This is a genomic window from Pseudomonas sp. NPDC086278, from assembly GCF_050280905.1.
Taxonomy (GTDB): domain Bacteria; phylum Pseudomonadota; class Gammaproteobacteria; order Pseudomonadales; family Pseudomonadaceae; genus Aquipseudomonas.
The window spans coordinates 20,321-44,991 of the sequence record NZ_JBNNWE010000024.1; the positions used below are offsets into that span (position 1 = coordinate 20,321).

General features: G+C 60.3%; 27 protein-coding genes and 1 pseudogene. 11 read left to right on the plus strand and 17 right to left on the minus strand.

Going from position 1 to position 24,671, the window contains the following annotated elements; all coding sequences use genetic code 11:
• The first annotated feature begins 203 nt into the window (after window positions 1–203).
• Both ACQKP4_RS10125 and ACQKP4_RS10130 read left to right on the plus strand, forming a co-directional pair.
• Window positions 204–1,070, plus strand: a complete 867-nt coding sequence (locus ACQKP4_RS10125; RefSeq protein WP_427632712.1) for a hypothetical protein — start codon at window positions 204–206, stop codon at window positions 1,068–1,070.
• Window positions 1,067–1,789: a TylF/MycF/NovP-related O-methyltransferase gene (locus tag ACQKP4_RS10130; protein WP_054044827.1), complete on the plus strand. Its 723-nt coding sequence runs from the start codon at window positions 1,067–1,069 to the stop codon at window positions 1,787–1,789. Before ACQKP4_RS10125 ends, ACQKP4_RS10130 begins: the two co-directional genes overlap by 4 nt.
• A gap of 175 nt (window positions 1,790–1,964) precedes the next feature.
• On the opposite strand, the gene ACQKP4_RS10135 is transcribed toward ACQKP4_RS10130, so the two are convergent.
• Window positions 1,965–2,402, minus strand: a complete 438-nt coding sequence (locus tag ACQKP4_RS10135) for a multidrug/biocide efflux PACE transporter (protein WP_427632714.1) — start codon at window positions 2,400–2,402, stop codon at window positions 1,965–1,967.
• Between the two features lie 90 nt (window positions 2,403–2,492).
• On the opposite strand from ACQKP4_RS10135, the gene ACQKP4_RS10140 reads away from it, so the two are divergent.
• Window positions 2,493–3,347 (plus strand): LysR family transcriptional regulator, encoded by an 855-nt coding sequence (locus ACQKP4_RS10140; RefSeq protein WP_427632716.1) that lies wholly within the window; start codon window positions 2,493–2,495, stop codon window positions 3,345–3,347.
• Window positions 3,348–3,369: 22 nt separating this feature from the next.
• Here the strand turns inward: ACQKP4_RS10140 and ACQKP4_RS10145 are convergent, their stop codons facing one another.
• Window positions 3,370–4,212, minus strand: a complete 843-nt coding sequence (locus ACQKP4_RS10145) for a LysR family transcriptional regulator (RefSeq protein ID WP_427632717.1) — start codon at window positions 4,210–4,212, stop codon at window positions 3,370–3,372.
• 111 nt (window positions 4,213–4,323) lie between these two features.
• Here ACQKP4_RS10145 and ACQKP4_RS10150 point away from each other — a divergent pair, with 111 nt between their 5' ends.
• Window positions 4,324–5,049 carry an SDR family oxidoreductase gene (locus tag ACQKP4_RS10150; RefSeq protein ID WP_427632718.1) on the plus strand — a complete coding sequence of 242 codons (726 nt, stop codon included), beginning with the start codon at window positions 4,324–4,326 and terminating at the stop codon, window positions 5,047–5,049.
• Between the two features lie 63 nt (window positions 5,050–5,112).
• Here ACQKP4_RS10150 and ACQKP4_RS10155 read toward each other — a convergent pair whose 3' ends face one another.
• The 4 genes from ACQKP4_RS10155 to ACQKP4_RS10170 form a co-directional block, all read right to left on the minus strand.
• Window positions 5,113–6,348 carry an RNA polymerase sigma factor gene (locus ACQKP4_RS10155; RefSeq protein ID WP_427632720.1) on the minus strand — a complete coding sequence of 412 codons (1,236 nt, stop codon included), beginning with the start codon at window positions 6,346–6,348 and terminating at the stop codon, window positions 5,113–5,115.
• Window positions 6,348–6,839 (minus strand): SRPBCC family protein, encoded by a 492-nt coding sequence (locus ACQKP4_RS10160; RefSeq protein ID WP_427632722.1) that lies wholly within the window; start codon window positions 6,837–6,839, stop codon window positions 6,348–6,350. Before ACQKP4_RS10160 ends, ACQKP4_RS10155 begins: the two co-directional genes overlap by 1 nt.
• A 27-nt stretch (window positions 6,840–6,866) precedes the next feature.
• Window positions 6,867–7,211: a YciI family protein gene (locus tag ACQKP4_RS10165; RefSeq protein ID WP_427632724.1), complete on the minus strand. Its 345-nt coding sequence runs from the start codon at window positions 7,209–7,211 to the stop codon at window positions 6,867–6,869.
• A 79-nt stretch (window positions 7,212–7,290) separates the two neighbouring features.
• Window positions 7,291–7,716 (minus strand): YybH family protein, encoded by a 426-nt coding sequence (locus ACQKP4_RS10170; protein WP_427632726.1) that lies wholly within the window; start codon window positions 7,714–7,716, stop codon window positions 7,291–7,293.
• A 139-nt stretch (window positions 7,717–7,855) separates the two neighbouring features.
• Here ACQKP4_RS10170 and ACQKP4_RS10175 point away from each other — a divergent pair, with 139 nt between their 5' ends.
• The gene (locus ACQKP4_RS10175; RefSeq protein ID WP_427632728.1) at window positions 7,856–8,341 is read left to right on the plus strand and encodes a GNAT family N-acetyltransferase; all 486 of its coding nucleotides are present in this window, start codon (window positions 7,856–7,858) and stop codon (window positions 8,339–8,341) included.
• A 131-nt stretch (window positions 8,342–8,472) separates the two neighbouring features.
• On the opposite strand, the gene ACQKP4_RS10180 is transcribed toward ACQKP4_RS10175, so the two are convergent.
• The 3 genes from ACQKP4_RS10180 to ACQKP4_RS10190 form a co-directional block, all read right to left on the minus strand.
• Complete coding sequence (locus ACQKP4_RS10180) at window positions 8,473–8,961, minus strand: GNAT family N-acetyltransferase (RefSeq protein WP_427632730.1); 489 nt, start codon at window positions 8,959–8,961, stop codon at window positions 8,473–8,475.
• Between the two features lie 316 nt (window positions 8,962–9,277).
• Window positions 9,278–9,763 (minus strand): GyrI-like domain-containing protein, encoded by a 486-nt coding sequence (locus ACQKP4_RS10185; RefSeq protein WP_427632732.1) that lies wholly within the window; start codon window positions 9,761–9,763, stop codon window positions 9,278–9,280.
• Window positions 9,764–9,831: 68 nt separating this feature from the next.
• Window positions 9,832–10,494 (minus strand): LysE family translocator, encoded by a 663-nt coding sequence (locus ACQKP4_RS10190; protein WP_427632734.1) that lies wholly within the window; start codon window positions 10,492–10,494, stop codon window positions 9,832–9,834.
• A 138-nt stretch (window positions 10,495–10,632) separates the two neighbouring features.
• Here ACQKP4_RS10190 and alaC point away from each other — a divergent pair, with 138 nt between their 5' ends.
• Window positions 10,633–11,844: an alanine transaminase gene (gene alaC / locus ACQKP4_RS10195; RefSeq protein WP_427632736.1), complete on the plus strand. Its 1,212-nt coding sequence runs from the start codon at window positions 10,633–10,635 to the stop codon at window positions 11,842–11,844.
• Window positions 11,845–12,013: 169 nt separating this feature from the next.
• On the opposite strand, the gene ACQKP4_RS10200 is transcribed toward alaC, so the two are convergent.
• Together ACQKP4_RS10200 and ACQKP4_RS10205 are read right to left on the minus strand one after the other, a co-directional pair.
• Window positions 12,014–13,366: a GntP family permease gene (locus tag ACQKP4_RS10200; RefSeq protein WP_427632738.1), complete on the minus strand. Its 1,353-nt coding sequence runs from the start codon at window positions 13,364–13,366 to the stop codon at window positions 12,014–12,016.
• 82 nt (window positions 13,367–13,448) lie between these two features.
• On the minus strand, window positions 13,449–13,979 hold the full coding sequence (locus tag ACQKP4_RS10205; RefSeq protein WP_427632740.1) for a gluconokinase: 531 nt from the start codon (window positions 13,977–13,979) through the stop codon (window positions 13,449–13,451).
• A 215-nt stretch (window positions 13,980–14,194) separates the two neighbouring features.
• On the opposite strand from ACQKP4_RS10205, the gene ACQKP4_RS10210 reads away from it, so the two are divergent.
• The 4 genes from ACQKP4_RS10210 to ACQKP4_RS10225 all read left to right on the plus strand — a co-directional run bounded on the left by ACQKP4_RS10210 (window position 14,195) and on the right by ACQKP4_RS10225 (window position 18,288).
• Complete coding sequence (locus tag ACQKP4_RS10210; protein WP_427632742.1) at window positions 14,195–15,226, plus strand: LacI family DNA-binding transcriptional regulator; 1,032 nt, start codon at window positions 14,195–14,197, stop codon at window positions 15,224–15,226.
• A gap of 153 nt (window positions 15,227–15,379) precedes the next feature.
• Window positions 15,380–16,012, plus strand: coding sequence for a glutathione S-transferase family protein (locus ACQKP4_RS10215; RefSeq protein ID WP_427632744.1), 633 nt, complete (start codon window positions 15,380–15,382; stop codon window positions 16,010–16,012).
• 141 nt (window positions 16,013–16,153) lie between these two features.
• The gene (locus ACQKP4_RS10220) at window positions 16,154–17,578 is read left to right on the plus strand and encodes an MFS transporter (protein ID WP_427632746.1); all 1,425 of its coding nucleotides are present in this window, start codon (window positions 16,154–16,156) and stop codon (window positions 17,576–17,578) included.
• A gap of 149 nt (window positions 17,579–17,727) precedes the next feature.
• Window positions 17,728–18,288, plus strand: coding sequence for a hypothetical protein (locus ACQKP4_RS10225; protein WP_427632748.1), 561 nt, complete (start codon window positions 17,728–17,730; stop codon window positions 18,286–18,288).
• Window positions 18,289–18,444: 156 nt separating this feature from the next.
• Here the strand turns inward: ACQKP4_RS10225 and ACQKP4_RS10230 are convergent, their stop codons facing one another.
• The 6 genes and pseudogenes from ACQKP4_RS10230 to ACQKP4_RS10255 all read right to left on the minus strand — a co-directional run bounded on the left by ACQKP4_RS10230 (window position 18,445) and on the right by ACQKP4_RS10255 (window position 23,866).
• Entirely contained in the window at window positions 18,445–18,984 is a 540-nt protein-coding gene (locus tag ACQKP4_RS10230) for a methyl-accepting chemotaxis protein (RefSeq protein WP_427632791.1), read from the minus strand.
• 3 nt (window positions 18,985–18,987) lie between these two features.
• Window positions 18,988–19,764: pseudogene (locus ACQKP4_RS10235) on the minus strand (PAS domain-containing protein); the annotation flags it as partial.
• 661 nt (window positions 19,765–20,425) lie between these two features.
• The gene (locus ACQKP4_RS10240; protein ID WP_427632750.1) at window positions 20,426–21,439 is read right to left on the minus strand and encodes an ABC transporter substrate-binding protein; all 1,014 of its coding nucleotides are present in this window, start codon (window positions 21,437–21,439) and stop codon (window positions 20,426–20,428) included.
• On the minus strand, window positions 21,436–21,969 hold the full coding sequence (locus ACQKP4_RS10245; protein WP_427632752.1) for a sigma-70 family RNA polymerase sigma factor: 534 nt from the start codon (window positions 21,967–21,969) through the stop codon (window positions 21,436–21,438). The genes ACQKP4_RS10240 and ACQKP4_RS10245 overlap by 4 nt, the downstream gene beginning before the upstream one ends.
• 117 nt (window positions 21,970–22,086) lie before the next feature.
• A complete protein-coding gene (locus tag ACQKP4_RS10250) occupies window positions 22,087–22,878 on the minus strand; it encodes a phosphate/phosphite/phosphonate ABC transporter substrate-binding protein (protein ID WP_427632754.1) in 792 nt (263 codons plus the stop codon).
• Window positions 22,879–22,924: 46 nt separating this feature from the next.
• Window positions 22,925–23,866, minus strand: a complete 942-nt coding sequence (locus ACQKP4_RS10255) for a fatty acid desaturase (RefSeq protein ID WP_427632756.1) — start codon at window positions 23,864–23,866, stop codon at window positions 22,925–22,927.
• Between the two features lie 337 nt (window positions 23,867–24,203).
• On the opposite strand from ACQKP4_RS10255, the gene ACQKP4_RS10260 reads away from it, so the two are divergent.
• The gene (locus tag ACQKP4_RS10260) at window positions 24,204–24,641 is read left to right on the plus strand and encodes a GNAT family N-acetyltransferase (protein ID WP_427632758.1); all 438 of its coding nucleotides are present in this window, start codon (window positions 24,204–24,206) and stop codon (window positions 24,639–24,641) included.
• The last annotated feature ends 30 nt before the right edge of the window (window positions 24,642–24,671 follow it).

A 24,671-nucleotide genomic window follows, 5' to 3' on the forward strand; every position in this document is an offset into this window, starting at 1 on the left:
TGTCAGGCAACATTGATATCGACTGACACGCCGCCTCCGCGAGCAAGCCCGCTCCCACAGGGGGATTTTTTTGCCTGGGGAAAGCATTTCGTCGCAAATTCAGGGGATTGCGCTTTTATTGATCCACCACCCGCCTGATTGCACTTCAGTTTGCTAACGTGTGGCCGACTCTTAAGAGACTCGATGCATTCAGGAGTGGAATCGTGAATCTGTACATCAATCAGCTGCAACACAAAGCTGACTTCAAAGAAGCCATCTACGCCGGCGACATTTTCCTGAACACTCAGTTGCGCGCCGCCAAAGAGCTGTGTGCGTTCGCTCAGGAAAGCATCACCGCCGCGTTCGACGGCGAAACCAATCACCAGGCGCTGCACACGCTGATGCCGGTGGAAGAATTCGTGGTACTGGTGACGCGCCTCAAGGGCCAGTTCACCAACAGCCTGCGCGCCAAGGAGTTGATCCTGTCGTTCATCGACGAGATCGGCGTCGACCCGCGTGACTACATTTTCGACGTGCCGCGCATTCGCGTGGTGCCGAACTATGACTACCTGCACGCCGGTGTCAGCTACGCCTACAAACCGCATCGCGACACGTGGTACGGCAGTGTCGATTGCCAGATCAACACCTGGATGCCGGTGCACACCATCCGCCCCGACCAGACGATGATGATCAACGCCGGCTACTTCGACGTGCCGGTGAAGAACACCTCCAGCGAATGGAGCCTCAACGACTGGATCAGCAACCAGCGGCACAAGGCCAAGGACAACCTCAAAGAGGAAGTCCGCGTGCACCCGGTGCCGATGGAGGCGATCAACACCGCGTCCGAAGTGCGCATTGCCGGCAACACCGGCGAGATGCTGATTTTCTCCGGTTCGCACCTGCACGGCACGGTCGCCAACCACACCGAACAAACCCGCTTCAGCGTGGATTTTCGCCTGATGCACCTCGACGACCTCAAGCACAAGCGCGGCGCGATCAACGTCGACAGCGCCTGCCCTGACGTCGGCGCCGGTTTCAAAGACTATTTCCACGCCCACGACTTCTCGAATTTCCAAGGAATACAGCAATGACCAAGCGTCGCATCACGCCTGCCGAGGCCCAGTACAACGAAACCCGTGCCAACGTCCTGAAACGGGTCGATGCCGAGTACGTGGCCGACGCGCCGTTCGTCTTCGCCAACCGCATCGGCGTGACCGCTGCGCTGTCGCGCATGGAGCTGTTCAAGAAAGTCGCTGAAGTACCGGGCGCGATCATCGAGTGCGGCGTGTACAAGGGCAACTCGCTGATGCTGTACATGCACTTGTCGATGATTCTGGAACCGTACGCGATCAACCGTTCGATCGTCGGCTTCGACACTTTCGAAGGCTTCCAGAGCATCGACAAGAAAGAAGACCCGGCTGACGTCAACGAGACCATGTTCTCCGACACCGACCAGTCGCTGATCCAGGACATGATCGACGCCAACGACCTGCTGCGCCCGGTCAACCGCATCCCGCGTTGCGAGCTGGTGAAAGGCGACATCGTCAAGACCGTGCCGGAGTGGGTCAAGACCCGTCCGGACCTGGTCGTGGCCATGCTGATCCTCGATACCGACCTGTACGAATCGACCAAAGTGGCGCTGGAAACCTTCCTGCCGTACATGCCCAAAGGCGCGGTGGTGGTGCTGGACGAAGTCGCCTACCGCAACTTCCCGGGCGAAACCAAAGCCCTGCGCGAAGTGCTGGACCTGAACAAGATCGAACTGAAACGCTTGCCGTTCGATTCGTGCGTGGGCTACTTCCACGTTTGATGCATAAGCCTGCTCTTCCCCTCGGACAGAGCAGGCAGTGAAACAAAACCATCTCCCAATGTGGGAGCGGGCTTGCTCGCGAAAGCGGTATATCAGCCAACGATGATGTCGACTGGAATACCGCTTTCGCGAGCAAGCCCGCTCCCACATTTTGATTGTGTGATGCGGTCTCTCGTCATCCCGAGACAGCCTGGCGCATGACCACCCGCTTGCGCACCACGTCGTACACCCAGTGATAAACATAGGTGTAGGGCAGGAAAAACAACAACACCCCCGCGTCCAGCAGAAACGCCTGCCACAGGCTGACGTTCAGCCACCAGGCAATCAGCGGCACACCGACCGCGACCAGCCCGCCTTCAAACAGCAGCGCATGGACCACCCGGACCCAGGCGTTGTGCGCAATCTCGAAACGCTTGAGCACACGGTCGAACAGGCCGTTGAACACGACGTTCCAGGCCAAGGCCAGCGCCGCAATGAGCACCGTGACGACGCCCATTTCAAGCATCGGTTTGTCCATGATCCACGCCAGCAGCGGCGTACAGATCAGGATGGCCAGCAGTTCGAAACCGATGGCCTGGAAAATACGTTCAGTAATGGATTTGTTGACGCTCATGGTCAGGCTCCGTTGAGTGACTGTGGTTGCCATGATCCAGCCTCGCACCGATACTTCCTAACCATTAACCATCGATCAAGGCGATAGTTCATGGCGTCTCAAGAAGTGTTGCAGGCATTTGTGCAGGCGGCGACGCAAGGCTCGTTTTCGGCGGCGGCACGCAAACTCGGGCGCAGCCAATCGACGATCAGTGCGGCGGTGGCCAGCCTGGAGATTGATCTGAACCTGACGTTGTTCGACCGCAGCAGCCGCAAGCCGAGCCTGACCCCGGCCGGGTACGTGATGCTGCAACGGGCCGAGGAGATTCTGGCGGCGACCAGCCGCCTGGAGATGAGCGCCAGCCAGTTGTCGCAAGGGGTCGAGCCGAAGCTGACGGTGGCGATTTCCGATACCTATCAATCCGACCGCTTCGAAGCGGCGCTCAGTGCGTTCGAGCAGCGTTACCCGGACCTGGAACTCGAATGCCTGATCGCCGAATGCGATGACTTGATTGCGCTGCTGCAAAGCGGTCGGGCACATGTGGCCTTTGCCGAAATGCAAGCGGTGTACCCACCGGATCTGGTCAGTTCGACGGTTGAGGAAAAAACCGAGATTGCTTTGTTTGTCTCGCGCGAGCATCCGCTGGCGAACCTGAATGGCATTGATCAAGACATGCTGCAACAGCATCGGGAGCTGCGGCTGGCGACCATCGTCAACCCGTATGACAGCCGCGCCAAAGGTCGCGTCTGGTCGGCGCCCAGTTACTTGATGCTGCTGGAAATGGCCCAGGGCGGGTTTGGCTGGGCGCCATTGCCGCGCTGGCTGGTGGACCGCTTTGATAGCGGCACGCTGGTGGAATTGACAGTGCGCGGCTGGCCGAAACCGGTGTTTGTCGATGCGCTGTGGTCACGGCTGCATCCACCGGGGCCGGCAGGGAGTTGGTTGCTCAGCAAAATGTTGGAGTAGCGATGTGCCTGCCCGAGCAGGCTCAAGCCGCCGCCATCGCCATCGGCCGATTCACTTGAAAATACTCATACAAACCCCGCAGCGTCGGCAACTCCAGCGCCTGCGCCGCATAACACAGGCCCACCCGCCGCGTCGGTGCCGGCAGGTGCAACGCCCGCGTCACCACGCGTTCATGGCCATTGACCAACGACTGCGGCAACATCGCCACGCCCACCCCGGCCGCGACCATGTGCAGCGCCTGTTTCAACGAGCCGGCATGCCCCGCCACCGCTTGCGGCGAGCGCCCGTACAACGCCATCAAGCGCTGATGCGACGGATGCTGCGGGCAGGTAATCCAGTCATCAATCGGCGTCCACGCGGGCCCCGCCTCACCCTTGGCCATCGGGTGCTTGAGAGGCAGCGCCATCACATAGGGTTCTTCCCACAGCGGCAGGAACAATTCGTCCTCGCAGCACATTTCTTCCACCGCCAGACGCGCATCGCCGTGACAGCCTTCTTCCAGGGTCAGTAACAAATTGGGCAGCGCCTGATGCGCCATGCGCAAGAACGCCTCGATCTGACTGTCGGCGATGTCGCCTTCGATGCCCAAGGTCAGCGGCGCACGGTTTTCCCGGCCACGAAACAGTTGGGCCAAGGCATCGGCTTCAGCCACCATCCGCCGCGCCTGCGGGTACAACACCCGCGCCTCGTCGCTGACATCGACGCCGCGTGGTTGACGAACAAACAGCGTGGCGCCCAGCTCTTCTTCGAGTTGCTTGATGGTCACGGACAACGTTGGCTGACTGATGAACAGCCGCTGCGCCGCCGCCGTGATGTTGCGCTCCTCGAACACCGCGAGGAAGGCTTTGAGATGACGGATATCCATAGGAAATTCCGATAGCAGACAGAGAAATAAGGCATTTTTCAGCCTGTGCGGCGCAAAATATACTCCGCCGCACGTTTAGTTATTTGTTTTTCTTATTTCAGGAGTCTAGCCATGAGCAAGCCATTGATCATCATCACCGGGGCCAGTTCCGGCATTGGCGAAGCGACTGCGCGCCTGCTGAGCGCGGCCGGCCATCCACTGTTGCTGCTGGCCCGTCGGGTTGATCGCCTGCACGCACTGGAGCTGCCCGACACCCTCAGCCGTGGCGTCGACATCACTGACCGCACCGCGCTGCTGGCCGCTGTAGCCGAGGCTGAAGCGAAGTTCGGCCCGGCGGATGCGCTGATCAACAACGCCGGCGTGATGCTGCTGGGCGAGATGACCAAGCAGGACCCGGCGCAGTGGGACCAGATGCTCGACGTCAACGTGAAGGGTTTGCTCAACGGTGTGCACGCCGTGGTGGCAGGCATGGTCGAGCGCAAACGCGGCACGATCATCAACGTCAGCTCGGTGGCGGGTCGCAAGACCTTCCCGAATCATGTGGCCTATGTCGGGACCAAATTCGCGGTGCACGGTTTGTCGGAAAACCTGCGCGAAGAACTGTCGCCGCATAACGTGCGGGTGATCACGATTGCGCCGGGCGCGACCGAAACCGAATTGCTCAGCCACACCACCGATGATGCGATCAAGACCGGCTATCAGGCCTGGAAACAGGACATGGGCGGCACGGTATTGAGCGCCGACGATGTGGCGTCGGCGATTGGCTATGCGTATCAGCAACCGCAGAATGTGTGCATTCGCGAAATCGTATTGGCGGCTACTCGCCAGCAAAGCTGATCCGCAACCGCTGGTCCTTCGGACCTTTCGTCGCAACGCCGACGAAAGGTCCGAGAAATTACCTCAATTCAACGCCTTGATCCGAGCCTCAAGAAACCGCCGCTCCGGCTCTTGCCGGGTCAACTCCAGTGACCGCTCATACGCCGCGCGCGCCTCTTCTACCCTGCCCAACTGCCGACAAAAATCCGCCCGCGCCGAATGCGCCAAGTGGTAATCGAGCAAATCCCCCCGCGCCAGAATGCCTTCAACCAGCACCAGCCCCGCCAACGGCCCATCGCGCCGAGAGATCGCCGCCGCTCGGTTCAACTCGATCACCGGCGAAGGCACGGCCGCCAGCAGCACGTCATATAAACCCACGATTTGCAGCCAGTCGGTTTCCGCCGCCGAAGGCGCTTCGGCATGCACCGCCGCAATCGCCGCTTGCAGGCCATACGGCCCGATCTGCCCGGTGGTCAGCGCCGCTTCAACCAGCGCACACCCTTCGGCGATCATCGCGGCGTCCCACAACGAGCGGTCCTGTTCATCCAGCACGATCAACTCACCTTGCGCCGAGGTGCGCGCCGGACGCCGCGACTCATGCAACAGTATCAACGCCAGCAGGCCGATCACTTCCGATTCCGGCAACAATTCCATCAACAGACGCCCGAGCCGAATCGCTTCGCGCGTCAGGTCTTCGCGGGTCACTTCAGCACCGACGGAGGCCGAGTAACCTTCGTTGAACACCAGGTAAATCACGCGCAATACGCTGTCGAGACGCTCGGGCAATTCGGCGAGTGTCGGTACTTGATAGGGGATTTTCGCATCACGGATCTTCGCCTTCGCCCGCACGATCCGCTGGGCGATGGCGGCCGGCGCCGAGAGGAACGCCCGGGCGATTTCTTCCGTGGTCAGGTCGCAGACTTCGCGCAGGGTCAGCGGCACTTGCGCGTCAGCCGCCAGCGCCGGGTGGCAACAGGTGAAGATCAGCCGCAAGCGATCGTCTTCCACGTCTTCGTCACTCCAGTCGGCTTGCTCCAGCGCCTCCAGTTGCGCGATCAACAGCGGTCGCGAGGCGGCAAACCGCGCGCGCCGACGCAACACATCGATGGCTTTGAAACGCCCGGTGGACACCAGCCAGGTGCGCGGATTGTCCGGCACACCGTCGCGCTGCCAGCGCTCGACCGCGACGAAAAAGGCTTCGTGCAAGGCCTCCTCCGCAAGGTCGAAATCCCCCAGCAAGCGAATCAGCGTCGCCAGAATCCGCCGCGACTCTTCGCGGTAAACCTGCTCGACCCGCGCCTTGACCGACTCGCCGGGCATCAGTCCGGCATGCCTGCGGTCACCAGCGTCACCAAACGCTCCAGACTCTGCCCCCAGCCATCGTGAAACCCCATGGCCTCGTGCGCCTGGCGATCTTCTTCGTTCCAGTGCATGGCGCGGGCGGTGTAAAGGGTTTTGCCGTCGCGGTCTTCGAGTGTCACTTCGGCCGACATGAACGGTTTGCCCGAGGGGATCCAGCCGGGAACAAAGGCGTCGGTAAACACCAGCCGCTCAGGCGCGACGATTTCCAGAAACACGCCCATGGTTGGGTACTCGCTGCCGTCCGGCGCGCGCATCAGGGTGCGAAACTGGCCGCCGACCCACAGGTCCATTTCGCATTCCGGGGTGGTCATGCCGTGCGGCCCCCACCACTGGGCGAGCAACGCAGGCTCGGTCCAGGCGCGGAAGATTTTCTGGCGGGGCGCGTCGATCAGGCGGCTGATCGACAACTCGAACGGGGCAGGCTTTCGTTGCAGGGTTTGCGGGCTCATAACGGAACTCCTGTTTGTATTTTTTATTCAGGGATTCAACTGCCGAACGGGGCGTACCTCGACACACCCGACCCGGGCCGCCGGAATGTTGCCGGCAACCTGGATCGCTTCATTGAGGTCTTTGGCATCGATCAGGTAGAAACCGGCCAACTGCTCCTTGGTTTCAGCGAACGGGCCGTCGGTGATCGACATCTTGCCGTTGCGCATCCGCACGGTGGTGGCGGTCTGCACCGACTCCAGCGCTTCGGCCGCGAGCATGCGGCCGCCGCTCTGGATCGCGTCGGCATACGCCATGCACTCGGCATCGTTCGGGCTCTCGGGCAGCGAATGCAGCTCGTGTTCGTTGCTGTAGACCAGGCATAGGTATTTCATGGGGCACTCCGTGATCGGCTGATCAACTATGGCTGCAGATTGACGCGTTCGCGATATTCCCGACGAATCGGCCCGGCGCTCAGGGTTGAAGTTCGAACAAAGCGCTGCCGCTTTGCATGTCGAACGGCGCCGACCAATGCTCGTGAACGATGCGCCACAGCCCCGCGTCACGCCGATAGCACGCGGTACCGCGCATCCAGCAGGCCTGGGTTTCGCCCTGCTCGTTGGTGCCGCCGCAATGGGCCAGCCAATGGGCGAAGGCGACGTGTTCGCCGGCTTCGATTTTTACCTGGTCGAAGTCGAACAGGTGCGGCCCCGGGCACATTTCCATGCATTCGAGCCAATGCGCGCGGTAGGCGGGCTTGCCCTTGAATTGCAACGCCTTGACCGCGTCGAAGGAGACGATGTCATCGGCGTACAAGGTCATGACTTTTTCCACGTCCTTGGCCATCACGGCCTGGCGATAGGTGTCGATCAGGGTCTGGATTTCGTTTTGAGCGGTCATGGGCAACTCCGTATTTTTTGTTGTAAGACACCCTTAGTCGTCTGGCGAAACGCCCAATCGACAGCCGAAATAAAAATAATCCCGGCACGCAAACTCGCTAGAATCCGAAGCTCATTTTTTTTGGAAAAAGGACACTCCAGTGACAGCCCGACTCGTGCCTTACGACAGCCTAAACGCGCGCCAGCGCCAGCAGGTCGAGGCTATCGAAGTTCATCAGGAACAAATCAAATTCAGCGGCGACATCCACGGCGCGTTGCACTCCCTGCTGTCCAGACCCGGCCCCGGCGTCAAAGGATTTGCCTTGCTGGCTGAAGAAATCCCCGTGGCCTTCCTGCTGCTCAAACGCCCGCCGGTGTTGCCGGACTGGGCCGACGAGCACAGCGCCACGTTGCATGCCCTGCAAGTCGATCAGCGCGCTCAGGGCAAGGGGTTTGGCAAGGCCTGCCTGCAAGCGCTACCCGAGGTGGCGCGTGAGGCGTTTCCGGAAATCAAAGCGCTGGAGTTGTCGGTGGATGCGGACAATGAAGTGGCCATCGCGCTCTACGCCAAATTCGGCTGGGTCGACAGTGGCGAGGCCTACAAGGGCCGGATCGGTTATGAACGGCGCATGAGCCTGATTTTTTGATCAACGTGGTAGCGGACTTGCTGCGGGCGGCGTTCCGACGAATGCGGTTGCACATTCAACAGAGAGGCTGACTGGCACTCGGTCTTCGCGAGCAAGCCCGCTCCCACAAGGGTTCTGCGGTGTTTCAGGATTTACAGTTCGAGCACCATCTCATGCCACGCCATCCCGCCATGGTCGGAGTCTGAAGGTTTGATGTAAGCGAACCCGAAACCGGCATACAGCGGGATGTGCCGCTCCTTGCACATCAAATGAATGGTCGCCTTGCCCTGCCCGTGCATCCGCTCGATGAATTCGCCCATCAAACGCTTCGCCAGGCCCTGCCCCTGATAATCCGGATGCACCACCACCGACATGATCACCACGTGCGGGCCGGCCGGGTCGTGGCCGATCAGTTCCTTGAAGGCTTCGTCGGACATCTCGACCTCAAACGCCGCGCCGGAATTGATGAAACCGGCGACGACGCCGTCCACCTCGGCCACGATGAAGCCCTCGGGCCAGGTGGCGATGCGGGTGGCGATTTTTTCGCGGGTGGCGGCTTCGTCGCCTTCGTAGGCCACGGTTTCGATGGCGAAGCAGCGGTCCAGGTCAGACGGTTGGACGTTGCGAATGACAGGGTTCATGGCAGCTCGAAATCAGTGAAAAGAAGGCCGGCGATCATAAATTAATAAGCTGTTCATATCGATCACCGCCGGGGCCGTAAAGCCTGCGTATAGGCGCTGTCATTGCGCGAGTGTTCGGTTTATTGATGGGCCTGTCTCTGGCCATCCATAGGGGGAACACACCATGAGCAGCGTTCAGATCGGCCTTCTTATGCTGTTGGGCATCAGCACGTTCGGCTTTGTCACGTTGTCCATCGACCTGTTGCGGGCGCGACGGATGAAGCAGGGAAAATGAGAGTCGAGAGGCGGACCGGCGCTCCGCCTCTCGCCTGGGTCATCAGGCTTTGATCGGCAGCCAGATTTCCAGCTTGCCGGTGTTGAGCTTCGGGTTGAAGTCTTCGCTATAGCGCTCGAACTCCGGCGCATCCGCGAGCTCTCGCCCGGACTGCGGCAGCCAGGTTTTCCAGATGTACTGAAACACCTCGGGCAACTGGTCCAGCGTGCCCTTGTGCTCGAACACCGCGTAGTGCTGGGGTTGAATTTCGACCCAACGGTAGGTTTCGGGCAGGTCGTCGAGTTTGTCGATCTCGACCCCGGCGATGTATTCGAATTCGCCTTTGCCATCCGGATTGCAGCAGATGCCGTAGGTCATTTCGTTCTTTTGCCCAGGAATCTTGCCGATATGGGGGATGAATTTCTCCCACAGCAGCGGTATTCCCTGGTTCGTCTCTTGGGTAAACCGGCCACCCAGCCCCGCAATCAGCAGGAAGTGTCCGTTTTCGAAGCGTGGTTCGGCCAGTTTCAAGCGTGATTGTTCATCCATGACTCAACTCCTGAGACGAAAAAAGTGGGTTCGGCTGGGAGTATAGAAGCCAAACCCGATCCGCAACATTACAGCGTGTGCAACGGCTCCAAAGCGCCTGTACCGACAAACTCGTTGTAGCCGGAAAGGATCACGTAGACCGCGAAATAGCAGAAGATCGCCGCCGATGCCATGTAGGAATAGCGCAGCAACTTGTCGCCCAGCAACTTGCCGCCATGGCTCGCGGCAAAGCACAGACCGGCGCTCCAGAGCAGACCGGCGAAGAAGAAACCACTGAGAAACAATGCCGAGCTGACCGGGCCGGCAGCACCGGAGCGCGCGATCAAGGTGCCGCCGACTGCCGCGAACCAGAGAATGGCGCTGGGCGAGGACATGGCGAGGAATATGCCGCGAAAGAACTCTTTGCGGTGCGAGTTTTGGCCGACTTCGGCGGTCTGCGCCAACACCGCTTCATGATGAATCGCCGAATAGATCATCTTCGCCGCAAAGTAGATGAGCAACGCCGAACCGCCAATCCACAGCACCCAGCGCACGGTTTCGTATTGCAGCAACACGGTCATGCCGGCCAGCGCCAACACCGCGTAGATCAAGTCGCCGACACAGGTGCCCAGCCCCAGCGCAAAGCCCTGGAAATAGCCGCGTTGCATGGCCAATGTGATCATCGCGATATTGGCCACGCCGATATCCAGGCACAACGAAAGGCTCAGCAAGAAGCCGCTGCTAAATTCCATCAACCGATTTCCTTCGGAAAAATTTGTTTACACACTGGCTGGACAGTTTGCCATACCACCCCTTACATTCCGCAACAGGCCACCGCAGTGGCCAGCGTCGCTCGGACGGTTCCGGGCGCTTACGTTTCCGAGGCAACAATGGCCGAACAAGGTTCGCCGCGCCGCTTTGCGCGCATAGATCGACTCCCCCCCTACGTGTTCAACATCACGGCCGAGCTGAAAATGGCCGCCCGTCGCCGTGGCGAAGACATCATCGACTTGAGCATGGGCAACCCCGACGGCCCGACGCCGCCGCACATTGTCGAGAAACTGGTCACCGTCGCCCAACGCGAAGACACCCACGGCTACTCCACGTCCAGAGGCATTCCGCGTCTGCGCCGGGCGATTTCCAACTGGTACAAGGAGCGCTACGAGGTCGATATCGACCCGGAGACCGAAGCCATTGTCACCATCGGTTCCAAGGAAGGCCTGGCGCATTTGATGCTGGCCACCCTGGACCAGGGCGACACCGTACTGGTGCCGAACCCGAGCTACCCGATTCACATCTACGGTGCCGTGATTGCCGGCGCCCAGGTGCGGTCGGTGCCGCTGGTTCCGGGCGTGGATTTCTTCGCTGAACTGGAACGGGCGATTCGCGGCTCGATCCCGAAACCGAAAATGATGATTCTCGGCTTTCCGTCCAACCCGACCGCGCAATGCGTGGAGCTGGATTTCTTCGAGCGGGTCATCGCCCTCGCCAAGCAATACGACGTGCTGGTGGTGCACGATCTGGCCTACGCCGACATCGTCTACGACGGCTGGAAAGCCCCGTCGATCATGCAGGTGCCGGGCGCCAAGGACATTGCGGTGGAGTTTTTCACCTTATCCAAGAGCTACAACATGGCGGGCTGGCGCATCGGTTTCATGGTCGGCAACGCCGAGCTGGTCAATGCCCTGGCGCGGATCAAGAGTTACCACGACTACGGCACGTTCACCCCGCTGCAAGTCGCGGCGATTGCGGCGCTGGAAGGCGATCAGCAGTGCGTGAAAGATATCGCCGAGCAGTATCGGCAGCGCCGCAACGTGCTGGTCAAAGGCCTGCATGAACTGGGCTGGATGGTCGAAAATCCAAAAGCGTCGATGTACGTCTGGGCCAAAATCCCTGAGGCGTATGCGCATTTGGGGTCGCTGGAGTTCGCCAAGAAGCTGCTGGCCGAGGCCAAGGTCTGCGTCTCGCCGGGGGTAGGGTTTGGGGAATATGGCGATGATCACGTGCGCTTCGCGCTGATCGAAAACCAGGACCGGATTCGTCAGGCCGTGCGCGGGATTCGCGGAATGTTTCGCGCGGATGGGTTGGTCAGCAAGTCTTAACGCCTGACTCATAACCGTGTGGGAGCGGGCTTGCTCGCGAAAGCGGTTTGACAGTCAACATCGTCGTTGAATGTCAGGCACCCTTCGCGAGCAAGCCCGCTCCCACATTGATTTTTTCACCCACAAAAAAAACCGCATCGCTGCGGTTTTTTTGTGTCTGCGGTGTTGCTTAAACCACCAGCGACAGCAGCAGGATGAAGCCCAGCGCCACCACGGACAGGATGGTTTCCATCGCAGTCCAGGTCTTGAAGGTTTCCGCCACGGTCATGTTGAAGTACTGCTTCACCAGCCAGAAACCCGCGTCGTTGACGTGCGACAAGACCAGCGAACCGGCACCGGTGGCCAGCACCAGCAGCTCGCGGTTGACCCCTGGAATCATCCCCACCACCGGCACCACAATGCCCGCGCCAGTAATGGTCGCCACGGTGGCCGAACCGGTCGCCACACGAATCACCGCCGCCACCAGCCACGCCAGCAAAATCGGCGAGATCTGCGCGTTCACCGCCATGTGGCCGATCACGTCACCCACACCGCTGGTGACCAGCATCTGTTTGAAGCCACCACCGGCACCGATGATCAGGATGATCGCGGCGGTCGGCGCGAGGCTCGCGTCGAGCAATTTGAGAATGCGCTTGGAGTCGATGCCCTGACGATGACCGAAGGTGTACAGCGACAGCAGCAACGCCAGCAGCAGCGCCGAGATCGGGTGGCCGATCAGATCCATGAAGGTGCGGAAGAAGTTGCCGTCCGGCAATGCCACATCGGCGAACGTCTTGAGCAGCATCAGGAATACCGGCAACAGCACGGTAATCAAGGTGATGCCAAAGCTCGGCAGATTAGTCGCTTCAGGCTCGCGAGCCAGTTGATCGACCAGTTCCTGATTGGCATGACCCGGAATGTACTTGGCAATGAACGTACCGAAAATCGGCCCGGCAATGATGGCCGTCGGCAGTGCGACGATCAGGCCGTACAGAATGGTTTTACCGATGTCGGCACCGAACACGCCGATGGCCAGCAACGGGCCCGGGTGTGGCGGCACCAGGCCGTGCACCGCCGACAGGCCGGCCAGCAGCGGGATACCGATCTTGATGATCGACACGCCGGTGCGGCGCGCCACGATGAACACCAGCGGGATCAGCAGCACGAAGCCGATTTCGAAGAACAGCGGAATGCCGACCAGGAAGGCCGCGAACATCATCGCCCACTGCACCTTGTCCTTGCCGAACGCGCGAATCAGCGTCTGGGCGATCTGATCCGCCCCACCCGATTCGGCCATCATTTTGCCGAGCATGGTGCCCAGCGCGAGGATGATCCCGACAAAACCGAGCACGCCACCGAAGCCGTCCTGGAACGCCTTGATGATGGTGCCGATCGGCATGCCGGAGGTCAGGCCGAGGAAGGCTGCGGCGATGATCAGGGCAATGAACGGGTGCAGTTTGAACTTGGTGATCAGGACGATGAGTCCGATCACCGTGACCACTGCGTCTAGCAGCAGGAACGACTCGTGGGACATGCCAAACATTAGGGGTGTCTCCTGGTTGTTGTTGTTATTAAAGCGGGTAATTCGCCTGCCATCAGGACAGCGCTATCTTTTTCAGCAAAACTCATTTGGCGTGCAGGCCATGCGCCAGCCACCAGACGTGCGCCTGCTGCGCCAATTGGTCGACGCTGTGGTTGGACGCGTCCAGAGCCAGGGTCAGGGGCTCGCCAACCGGGGATTCAAGGGTTGCGAACTGGCTGTCGATCAACGTGGACGGCATGAAGTGCCCCGGCCGGTGCGACACGCGCTCGGCGGCGACTTCCGGGGTCAACTCGAGGAATACGAAGCCCAAGCCCGGCAAGGCACTGCGCAACACTTCGCGGTAACTGTGTTTGAGGGCCGAGCAGGTCAGCACCGGGCGTTCGCCGGTGGCGTCGACGCGGCGCAGTTCATCGCACAGGCTGTCCAGCCAGCCGGCACGGTCGTCGTCGTTCAGGGGAATACCCGCGCTCATCTTTTCGATATTGGCGGCGGGGTGGAAAGTATCGCCTTCAATGGCGGTTGCGCCGCTGAGCGCACACAGGGCTTCGCTGACGCAAGTTTTGCCACAACCGGCAACACCCATGATGACCAGGGCGGTGATGGGATGATTCATGTAACACCTCAGCGCGCAGACAGCGCTACCTTTGTCAGCTGTGACACTGGAACAAAAGCAGAAGTTGCCGACGCCTTCTTGTCATTTTTGTGGGTTGCAGCATGTTCGTTCCCAACGCCGAAAAGCGAGGTTCAGGCAAAACTCGCTTACGCATTTGCAGCTGCTTCGGGACAGCGCTACCTTAGTGCCTTGAATTTTGTTTGGCAAGCCGCCCGATGACCGCCCCTAAAAACGATAAAAATACCCGAACCACTGGACGCCCCACCCTTAATGAAGTTGCCCGACTGGCCGGCGTCAGTCCGATTACCGCCTCCCGCGCGTTGCGTGGCGTCAGCACCGTGGCCACCGAACTGGCGGAAAAAGTCCAGAAAGCCGCCCTTGAACTCAACTACGTGGTCAACCCCGCCGCCCGCGCGCTGGCCTCGGCGCAGAGCCATTCCGTGGTGGTGCTGGTGCCGTCGCTGTCCAACCTGTTGTTCATCGACACGCTGGAAGCCATTCACCAGGTGCTGCGCCCCAAGGGCTTCGAAGTGCTGATCGGCAACTTCCATTACTCGCGCGATGAAGAAGAAAACCTGCTGCGCAACTACATGGCCTATCAGCCTCGCGGCTTGCTGCTGACCGGTTTCGACCGCACCGAAAGTTCGCGACGGATGATCGAGGCCAGCAACATCCCGTGCGTGTACATGATGGAACTGGACAGCGCGGCCGGCGTGAATTGCGTGGGTTTCTCGCAACTGGCGGCCGGCGAAACAGCGGCGCAGCATTTGTTGTCGCGCGGACGAAAACGCCTGGCCTACATCGGAGCGCAACTGGATCAACGCACCTTGCTGCGCGGCGAAGGTTTCCGCAAAGCCTTGCAGCAGGCCGGATTGTACGACCCGGCCCTGGAAGTGCTGACCCCACGCGCCTCTTCCGTCGGACTGGGCGGTGAGTTGTTTCTGCAATTGCTGGCCAGCCATCCCGATGTCGATGCGATTTTCTTCGGCAACGACGACCTGGCCCAGGGCGCTTTGCTCGAAGCCATGCGCTGCGGGATCAAAATCCCCGAACAAGTGGCGATCCTCGGCTTCAACGACCTGCCGGCCTCGGCGCACATGGTGCCGCGCCTGAGCAGCATCAACACACCCCGCGAGGCGATTGGCCGACGTTCGGCGGAGTTGATGTTGACCTTGCTCGCAGGGAATTCGGTGGGCAAACCGGTGCAGGACATGGGGTTTGAATTAAGAATCCGGGAAAGCACCTGATCCCTGTGCAAGCTCGCTCCCACAGGAATCATCATCAGCGCCCCATCAACTCGACAAACGCCACCCCGCCCGTAAAGCGGCCCGGCGCCCATGCCGTGGGTTTTCAACTAACCTTAAATTCCTGACGCGACGAATCGCTAACGGAGTAGCTCAATGGAACATGCACTGAAAATTCTCGGTAAGGCGTCGTCCATCAACGTCAGAAAAGTCCTGTGGACCTGCGATGAACTGGGCGTTTCCTACGAGCGTGAAGACTGGGGCAGCGGCTATGCGTCCACTCACACGCCGGAATTTCTCCGGCTCAACCCCAACGCGCAGGTGCCGGTGATCATCGACGACGCCGGCGTGTTGTGGGAATCCAACACCATCTGCCGCTACCTTGCGGCCAGGCACCAAAACACCGACCTGCTGCCACACGAACCGGCCGCGCGTGCTCGCGTGGAGCAGTGGATGGATTGGCAAGCCACCGAACTCAATCGGTCCTGGGGCTATGCGTTTACCGCGCTGGTGCGCAAAGACCCGGAATGCCAGGACCCGCACCGGATTGCCGTGGGCGTGCGCGGCTGGAACCAGAAAATGGCGATCCTCGAACACCAACTCCTGGCGACCAAGGCCTACGTCGCCGGGCCGCGATTCACCCTGGCTGACATCGTGCTCGGGCTGTCAGTCAACCGCTGGCTGATGACGCCGATGGAGCGTCCCGATTACCCGGCCATCGACGAATACTTCCAGCGCCTGGCGCAACGTCCGGGCTTTTTGAAACACGGCTGCAACGGCCTGCCTTGAGCGGCTCGCGGCACAAATCAGCAAAATGTAAGCGTTCATTGCAATAATTGGCTAAATCCCGGCACTGACACGCCGAGATTCACAATCCTTTATTTCCGATAGCCGGCTAAGCTTCTCCATCAATAAGAATTGGATCAGCCCATGCCTGTTCACACTCCCGCCGTCACTCAAGCGGGCGGTATCGACCCCGTCCGCGCCGCACAGATTTCCGCCCGTATTGACCGACTTCCAGCCGTTTCGACGATCTGGCGCGTGGTCGCGCTGCTGTCGATTGGCGGTTTCTTCGAACTCTATGACTTGTTCCAGACGGCCTACATCAGTCCTGGCCTGATCCGCGACGGTATCTTCGCCACCGGCAGTCAGGGGGTGTTCGGTTTCTCTGATCAGGCTGCGTTCGCGTCGGCAACGTTTCTCGGGCTGTTCCTCGGTGCCAGTCTGCTGAGCCCGTTGGCTGACCGCTTCGGCCGCCGCGCAATATTTACCTTCGCCCTGATCTGGTACACCGTCGCGACGGTGGCGATGGGCGTGCAGAGCTCAGCGCTGGGCATTATCTGCATGCGTTTTCTGGTGGGCATCGGGCTCGGGATCGAACTGGTGACCATTGACGCCTACCTCTCGGAACTGGTGCCCAAACGCATGCGCAGTTCGGCGTTTGCCTTCGCGTTTTTCGTGCAGTTTCTGTCGGTGCCGGCGGTGGCGTTGATGTCGTGGTGGCTGGTACCGCAAGCGCCATTCGGTGTCTCCGGCTGGCGTTGGGTGGTGTTGGCGAGTGCGGTGTTTGCGCTGTTTATCTGGTGGCTGCGCAAACGCCTGCCCGAGTCGCCGCGCTGGTTGGCGCAACACGGTCGATTCGACGAAGCGAGCCAGATTCTCGACAGCATCGAGGCCCGTTGCGTGAAGGATCAAGGCAAGCCGCTGGATGCGCCGGAACCCGCCGAAGTCGACGTGCAAGGCCCCGGGCGCTTTGCCGACATCTGGCAGCCGCCGTATCGCCGTCGAGCCCTGATGCTGATTGTGTTTCATGTATTCCAGGCCATCGGTTTCTTCGGCTTCGGCAACTGGTTGCCGGCGCTGCTGTCCGGGCAAGGCGTGAGCGTCACCCACAGCTTGATGTACGCGTTCATCATCACCCTCGCCTACCCGCTCGGGCCGCTGCTGTTCGTGAGGTTCGCCAACCGCTTCGAGAACAAATGGCAGATCGTCGGTTCGGCATTGGGCGCCATGACCTTCGGCACGTTGTTCGCCCTGCAAACCAGCGCCTTCGGCCTGATTTTCTGCGGGGTGATGATCACCTTCTGCAACGCCTGGCTGAGCTTCGCTTATCACTCGTATCAAAGTGAACTGTTCCCCACCAACATCCGTGCCCGGGCGGTGGGTTTCTGCTATTCGTTCAGTCGCTTGTCGACGGTATTCAGCAGTTTGCTGATCGGGATTTTCCTCGAGCATTTCGGCACGCCCGGCGTATTGGCGTTCATTGTCAGCAGCATGTTGATCGTGATGATCACCATCGGCGGGTTCGGGCCACGCACGCGCAACCTGGCACTGGAAAACATCGCGCATCGCTGAGGGTCGGCGGACCACTGCCGCCCAGCGGCAAGCGTTGACCGCCGCGCCCGCCGCCGCTGTCTGCCGGAGCCCGTAAACCCGGGCTGTGGGCGGCGGCACGCTAATTGCTCCCGACCTGTGGTCAGCCATTACCCACAGGTCTATCCATCATGCTGGTCAGTGCAAAACAACTGGAAATGATGCCCCTGCCCAAGCGGCCCGGCGATGATCCAACCACCGACGCCGCCGCCGGTTTGCAGAGCGGCATCCAGGGCACGATGTTGCAGGTGTTGCAGAGCAACGCCCAGGCGCAAAACTCCCAGGCCACCGCCATGGTTCAGTCGTCTGCCACCCAACTGGCGACGCAACAAGTCAGTGAAGCCAGCCGCATCAGTGACAACGTCGACGAAGCCTTCGCCAAAACCCGCGTGGCACTGCAAGCGAGCGATGCCTCGACCACGGCCAAGTCCACCGACAGCGCCGCGATGACCGACTTCAAGGACTACATGAGCAAAACGCCTGAACAGCGTCTGCGCGACAGTATTTTGAAAGAGATGGGCATTACCGAAGAAGACCTCAAAGCCATGCCGCCGGAGAAACAGCAAGCGGTCGCTCAAGAGATTGCCGATCGCATGCAAGACAAGTTGAAACTGGCCCAGGCCGAGAAAGACAGCGACGCGACCGGGAAGGCAACGCCGCAAGTGGTCGACAAGTTTCTGGCGACGCTTTAACCGCGCCGGAACTCACCGCGTCTGTGGGAGCGAGCTTGCTAGCGATAGCGGCGTAACGTTCAACATCAATGTTGAATGACGTGCCGCCATCGCGAGCAAGCTCGCTCCCACAGGGTTTTTCAGCTTTGCTGGCTGACGTCACGCTGGTGGCAGCTATCAGTTGAGCTGCAACGTCGAGTTGAACTGGCTGATGGCATCCACCACATGCCGCGACCCTTGTTGAATCTCCAGAATCACCTCCCCTGCCTCGTTCGCCAGTTCCACCCCAAGCCCGGTTCGGCTCAAACTCGACTGCATGCTCGACACCGCGCTTAACGACAAATCGTGGTTCCTGCGCACCACTTCGACAATCTCCAGCGTTGCCTGGCTGGTGCGGGCCGCCAGGCTGCGCACTTCATCGGCCACGACGGCAAACCCGCGCCCGTGTTCCCCCGCCCGCGCGGCTTCGATCGCGGCATTGAGTGCCAGCAAGTTGGTCTGATCGGCAATGCCGCGAATGGTCTGGACGATGGTGCCGATGATGTCGGACTGTTTGCTGACCGCATCGATACTGAGCGCGGCTTCGTTCAAATCCCGGGAAATGTCCTGAATGATCTGCACGGTTTGCTGCACGACCTGGGAACCCTTTTGCGCACAGGCGTCGTTTTGTACCGAGGTGCTGTGAGCCGACTCCGCCGCTGTTTGCAGGGTCGTCACCTGGTTCGTGATATCGCTGGCGAACTTGACCACTTTGTACAAGCGGCCCTTGGCGTCGAACAGTGGGTTGTAGGAGGCTTCGAGAAACACCGTATGGCCGTATTTGTCTTTGCGCTCGAAACGGTGCGAGTGATATTCGCCGCGATTGAGCGACGCCCAAAATGCTCGGTACGCTTGCGAATCAGCTTCGCCGCGATGGCAAAACAGGCTGTGATGCTGGCCAACGACTTCGTTCAGCGAGTAGTGCATGGTCTTCAGGAAGTTTTCATTGGCGGTGATGACATTGCCTTCCGGGGTGAATTCGATCACCGCCATCGAACGGCCAATCGCCGCGAGCATGCTTTCGTTTTGATGCTCCTTGTTCACTTTATCGGTAATGTCCGTGGCGACTTTGATGATGCTTTTAACTTGGCGATCAGGGCCAAACACCGGCATGTAGTTGGCTTCCAGCCAAATCTCCTTACCGCTCTTGTTCAGCCGCAAAAAGGTGCCGCTGACCGGCTCGCCACGAGCCAAATCGCGCCACAACTTGCCGTAGGCGTCGCTTCGATGAAACGCCTCTTCGCAAAAGATCCGATGATGTTTGCCGCGAACTTCTTCAGCGCTGTAACCCATGGTGCTGCAAAAGTTGTCGTTGGCATCGATCACGACACCGTCGGGGCTGAACTCGATCATCGCCATCGAACGGCTGACGGCGGCCAACTTGGCGTTGGCTTCGGTCAACGCACAACTGAATCGTTCGATTTCCAGCAGGTCAGCCTTGTGATGTAGGTTAAACATGGTCGTATCACCCTAAGCGCGGTCTTTTGATTGATGAAAGTTCTTTGGTCTTTCAACGTATCCACCACTACGTTCCTTGGAACAGGCACACGCAGTCCTCCACAGGAGGAAATGTCAGGTGATAAATGATGTTCAATCGGAGGGTCCATGCAGCGACACTCTTATCAAGACATCCTTCTCTTGATAGCCCGGGCCCGGGCCAAACCTGATGCTTTCAGTAAGTAAATCCTTTACCGGACCGCTCCCTTTTGTTCATTGAAGGTGCCTTGCGTTGCGCACTCTTGCGACGTATACGGCGGCGTTCAGCTGACAGCCGACATCGTTGGTCACGAGTCAGCATAGCCAGCCCGGATCGGTACGCAAGGCCACTAGTCGGCCAGTATTGCGGACAAAAACGGTTCAGCGGGCAGGTTGGGCAAATGCGTGAGCGGCTGCGGGAGGGGTTTTCCCTGGCACCACGACCAAGGCAAATTCGCGTCGGCTGGCAGGGCTTCGGTGTGGTTTTAACAGCGTCGGGCCAGCGTGCGGCGTTGGCTTTGGATCTCGTGCGGACTCAAGACCAATCGCGAGCAAGCCCGCTCCCACAGGGAACCAAGCCATGTGGCAGATCCCATGTGGGAGCGGGCTTGCTCGCGAAAGCTATCGACGCGGCACTACAAAATCACAAACTTGCACTTACTTTTGCAGCCGCATCACTCGTCACCCAGCCCTTCCATATCTGCGGCTGATCGCGCAAGAACGCCTCGGCCACTTGCCTCGGTGGCTGCCGTTTCTCACTCATCTGCCCCAGCGTCTGGTTCAGCAGCTCAATCGGCAGATCGACCTTTTCAAAGAACGCGACCAAATCCGGATACTGCGCCTTGAACGGCGCGGACACGCCAATCGCCAGTCTGGCCGGCATCGAGCGGGCGCCTTTGGGATTCGGGTTGTTGGCATCGGCCAGGGTTTTCCAGGCCTCGGCATCGAACGGTGGCTCGTCGAGCTTTACCAGTTTGAAACGACCCAATAACGGCGTTGGCGACCAGTAGTAGAACAGCACCGGTTTGCCGCGACGGATCGACGATGCCACCTCGGCATCCAGCGCCGCGCCGGAGCCGGTGCGGAAGTTCACATAGCTGGCGGTCAGGTCATGGGCCTTGAGTTTCTGGCTGTTGACGATTTCCGAAGTCCAGCCGGTCGGGCTGTTGAGGAAGCGGCCACGGGTCGGGTCTTCCGGGTCGCGGAACACGTCCTTGTAGCGCGCCAGATCAGCCACGGATTTCAGCTCCGGCGCCAAGGGTTTGATGCCGCGCTCCGGGTCGCCCTTGATCACGTATTCCGGCACCCACCAGCCCTCGGTCGCGCCTTTTACCGTGTCGCCCAAACCGAAGACTTTGCCCTCGGCAGACGCCTTGACCCACGCCGGGCTGCGTCCGGCCCACTCCTCGCCGATCACCTGGATGTCGTTTTTGGCCAGCGCGGCTTCGAGGCTGACGGTGCTGCCGGGCAAGGTATCGGTCGGGTAGCCGTAACCTTTCTCGACGATCAAGCGCAGGATTTCGGTGATCAGGCTGCCGCTCTCCCACGTGATGTCACCGAACTGGATCGGCGCGGTTTTTTCCGCCGCCGGCACGTGGCTGGCCACGAGGCTCAAGGCCAGCAGCGAACTGCCGAGCAGGGTTTTGATGGATTTCATGCAGACCTCTGGTGCAAGGATTCATTGGCACTGTGCGCGGTGCACAACGCATGGGAGCGGGTCATGTAGACGCTGACCGAGCGCTGGGAAATGCCCAGCTCGGCGGCGATTTGCGGGTACGTCAGGCCGTCGACGCGAGACAACAGGAAGGTCGCGCGAACCTTGCCCGGCAGGCGGTCAAGGGTTCGCTCGAGGCGCTTCAAGGTTTGCGACAAGTGCGCCAACTCTTCCGGCGAAGGCCCGGCAACAAGGTCGGCCTTGCACAACTGTTCGAGGTGCTGGCGTTCCAGGTCGCGGCGACGCCAGAGCTGAAAAATCAGGCGCCGGGCGATGGTGGTGAGCAAGGCGCGCGGCTCGCGAATCGGCGTGGGGCCGGGTGATTCGAGCAGCTGCACGAAGGTTTCGGCGGCGATGTCTTCGACGCTGGCACTGGCCCCGAGGTACCGGCGCAAGCGTGCGCACAGCCAAGGGTAATGGGCGCGGAACATTCCGCCCACGTCGTTGCGATGGGACAGGTCGGTGCCGGACATAGAGGCTCCAGGTGATAGGGCTCGCTGAATGTCCGGTGATCCGGTGGCGCGATCCTAACAAGGAGCCTTATTCGTTAAAAATACTTAAAAGGCATTTTTATATTCGATTAGGTAATTTCAACGCAGTTGTCCGTAACCGAGCGTTGCCGCGTCTTGCTGATAGTCGAGCAGCACTCGATAGTCGCTCTCGCTGGCCGGCAGCACCTGTTTCAGCCCAAGCGTTTCGGCCACGTCAGGCAGTTCGATCAAGGTCTGGTTCATGATCTGCCGAAGATGCGCGACCTGTTCATCGTTAATGCCCGTGGACGCGATGTACGGCAACGTCGGACTGAATGCACTGCGGGCCACAAGGCGCAGGCCTGTGACTTCTGCTACGGCATGTCGCGCCAGATAGGCGAAGGTCACGCTGTCGATGGCCGCCAGGTCTGCTTGATCCTCACGCAACCAGCGCAGGCTCTCGCGGTGGCTGCCGCTGCTGCCGACCGTGGCAAAGAACCGCCCGTTGCGATGCAGCGGCGCCAGTCGGTGGCGCAACAGGTTCATGCCGCTGTTGGAGTCTTCGGCATTGATCACGCCGCGACTGCCGCGAAAGTCGGGCAAGGTCTGGCGGCGATCATCGGCGCGGCACAGCAACAGGCTGCAATGGGTGCCGCCATGGCTTTCCGGCAGCTCGTAACACGGCCGACCGATGAGGCGCACCTGACCGCGCAACGCCGTCATCAACGGGTAGCCGCAGGTTTGGCTGAGCAGCAGTTGCGGCGAGCGCCAGAGGTCCGTCAACGACAAGCCATCGGCAGCAAGGCGATGGCTGCCGAACCGCTCGACAATGCGCGTCAGCCAGCGCTCGTTGGCCTGCCGGATCGGTTCGGGGGCGACGTACATCAAGAGTTCTGCGAAGTGTCGGGTCATCGAAATCTCTCATACAACCATTGCCACTGTGGGCGCGCAGTCACCCTCAATGGAACGGGTGCCTGGGGCTATCGATCGCCTTGATGCCATTGCGGCGCCACAACTGGCCATAACCCTGCACCAGAAACCCGCCGCTGCGCGCCAGCCATTGCTCGCGGCGCGCCTGATAGGCGTGGGGCAAGTCGTACCAGGCGAGGCCCGGCAAGTCGTGATGCACCAAGTGAAAATTGAGGTTCAGGAACAGCCAGCGCCATGGCCACGCCGCTTCGTTGAGCACGCTGCGTTGCTCGGGCGCGGCGCGGGGACGGTGCTCATAGTAGGAGCGAATCATCGCAATCGACAGCGCCGGCACGCTGATCAACAGCAGGTAATGCCACACCGGCAACACGCTGTAGCGCGCGATGAACGTCAGCATCAACAACGTCAGTGCGCCGTGGGTCAGCCACATTCGCCAGGCGTGGCGGTCACCTGCTGTCATTTTCAGCCGTTCTTCGTTCGCCAATGCCGCCAGCGCCAACGGCGCGCCGAGCAGAAACCGCCCGATCACGGTTTTATTCAGCCAGTGCAGGCCGCGCACCCACAACGAACTGCCGCGCCACCGCTCGGCCGTCAGGTAACGGCTTTCCGGATCGCGACCGGGGATCGTCAGGTCTTCATCGCGGTGGTGCTGCAAATGGCTGTCGCGATAAAGGGTGTAGGGATACCACACGGCGAACGGCGCATAACCCAGCATTTTGTTCAGCCGCAGCCAACGCGTGGGATGCCCGTGCAGCAGTTCGTGTTGCACCGACAACCACAGCACCACCAGCGGAATCAGCAGCACCGTGCTCCACCAAAGCCCCAGCCGATCACTCGCCAGCACCAGGCCGAACCAGCCCGCGTACACGCCGATCAGCAGCAACCAGGTGGGCCACTCGGTGCGGGCGGTCCATCGTTGGCGCAGGGTTTCGATTTCTTGTCGGTGCGCAGTATCGAAGTAATGAGGCATGGCGTTGCTCAGATCGGGACCAATCTCCGTCTGTGCAATGACGCGGTGATTTCTTGCAGATTATTTGGTTATGTCGTTAGACGTGCAGCAGGAGCCCGATTGCCGGGCTCCCTTGACGCGGGATCAATGACCGAACACATCCACCTTCTTGGCCTTCTTGTCCGCGCGCTTTTCATCGGCGGTTTTCGCCGGTTTTTTCTTCGCTGCTTTCTTTGAATCCATGCCTTTGGCCATGATACGTACTCCACTCATACGGGATGTGAGATCAGGTATACACCTATCGCCCAGCGCGTGTTCTTTTATAATCGCCCGCTTTGCGCACCGACAGACGACGACCATGCCCAACACCCAGTACACCTTGCTCGACGAGCCTTTGTGGCCGCTGATGAACAAGTTTTATCGCGCTCACCAATCGTCGATGAAAGCCGTGCGCGACGCTCAATTGTGGGTCGCACGCCGCCAGGACATCGTCGCGGCACTGTGCCTGCGGCCGGTCGCGGACGGGCATTGGCTGACGGGATTGTTCGTCGACCCGGCGTGTCGCGGTCAGGGGATTGCGGCGACGTTGATCGCCCAGGCCGTGCGGCAGGTCGAAGGCCCGGTGTGGCTGTTTTGTCATCCGGAACTGCGCGGTTTTTATGAGCGCTGCGGTTTCAGCTTCGACCCGGCACTGCCCTATTCGATGGCTGAGCGCCTGAGCCGTTACGCACGCAGCAAACCGATGATCGCCATGGGCTTAGAACCGTTGGCAAGGTCGTCCAACGATAATGTGTGATCGGCCGCCGATCGCTGCGTGCTAGCCTCG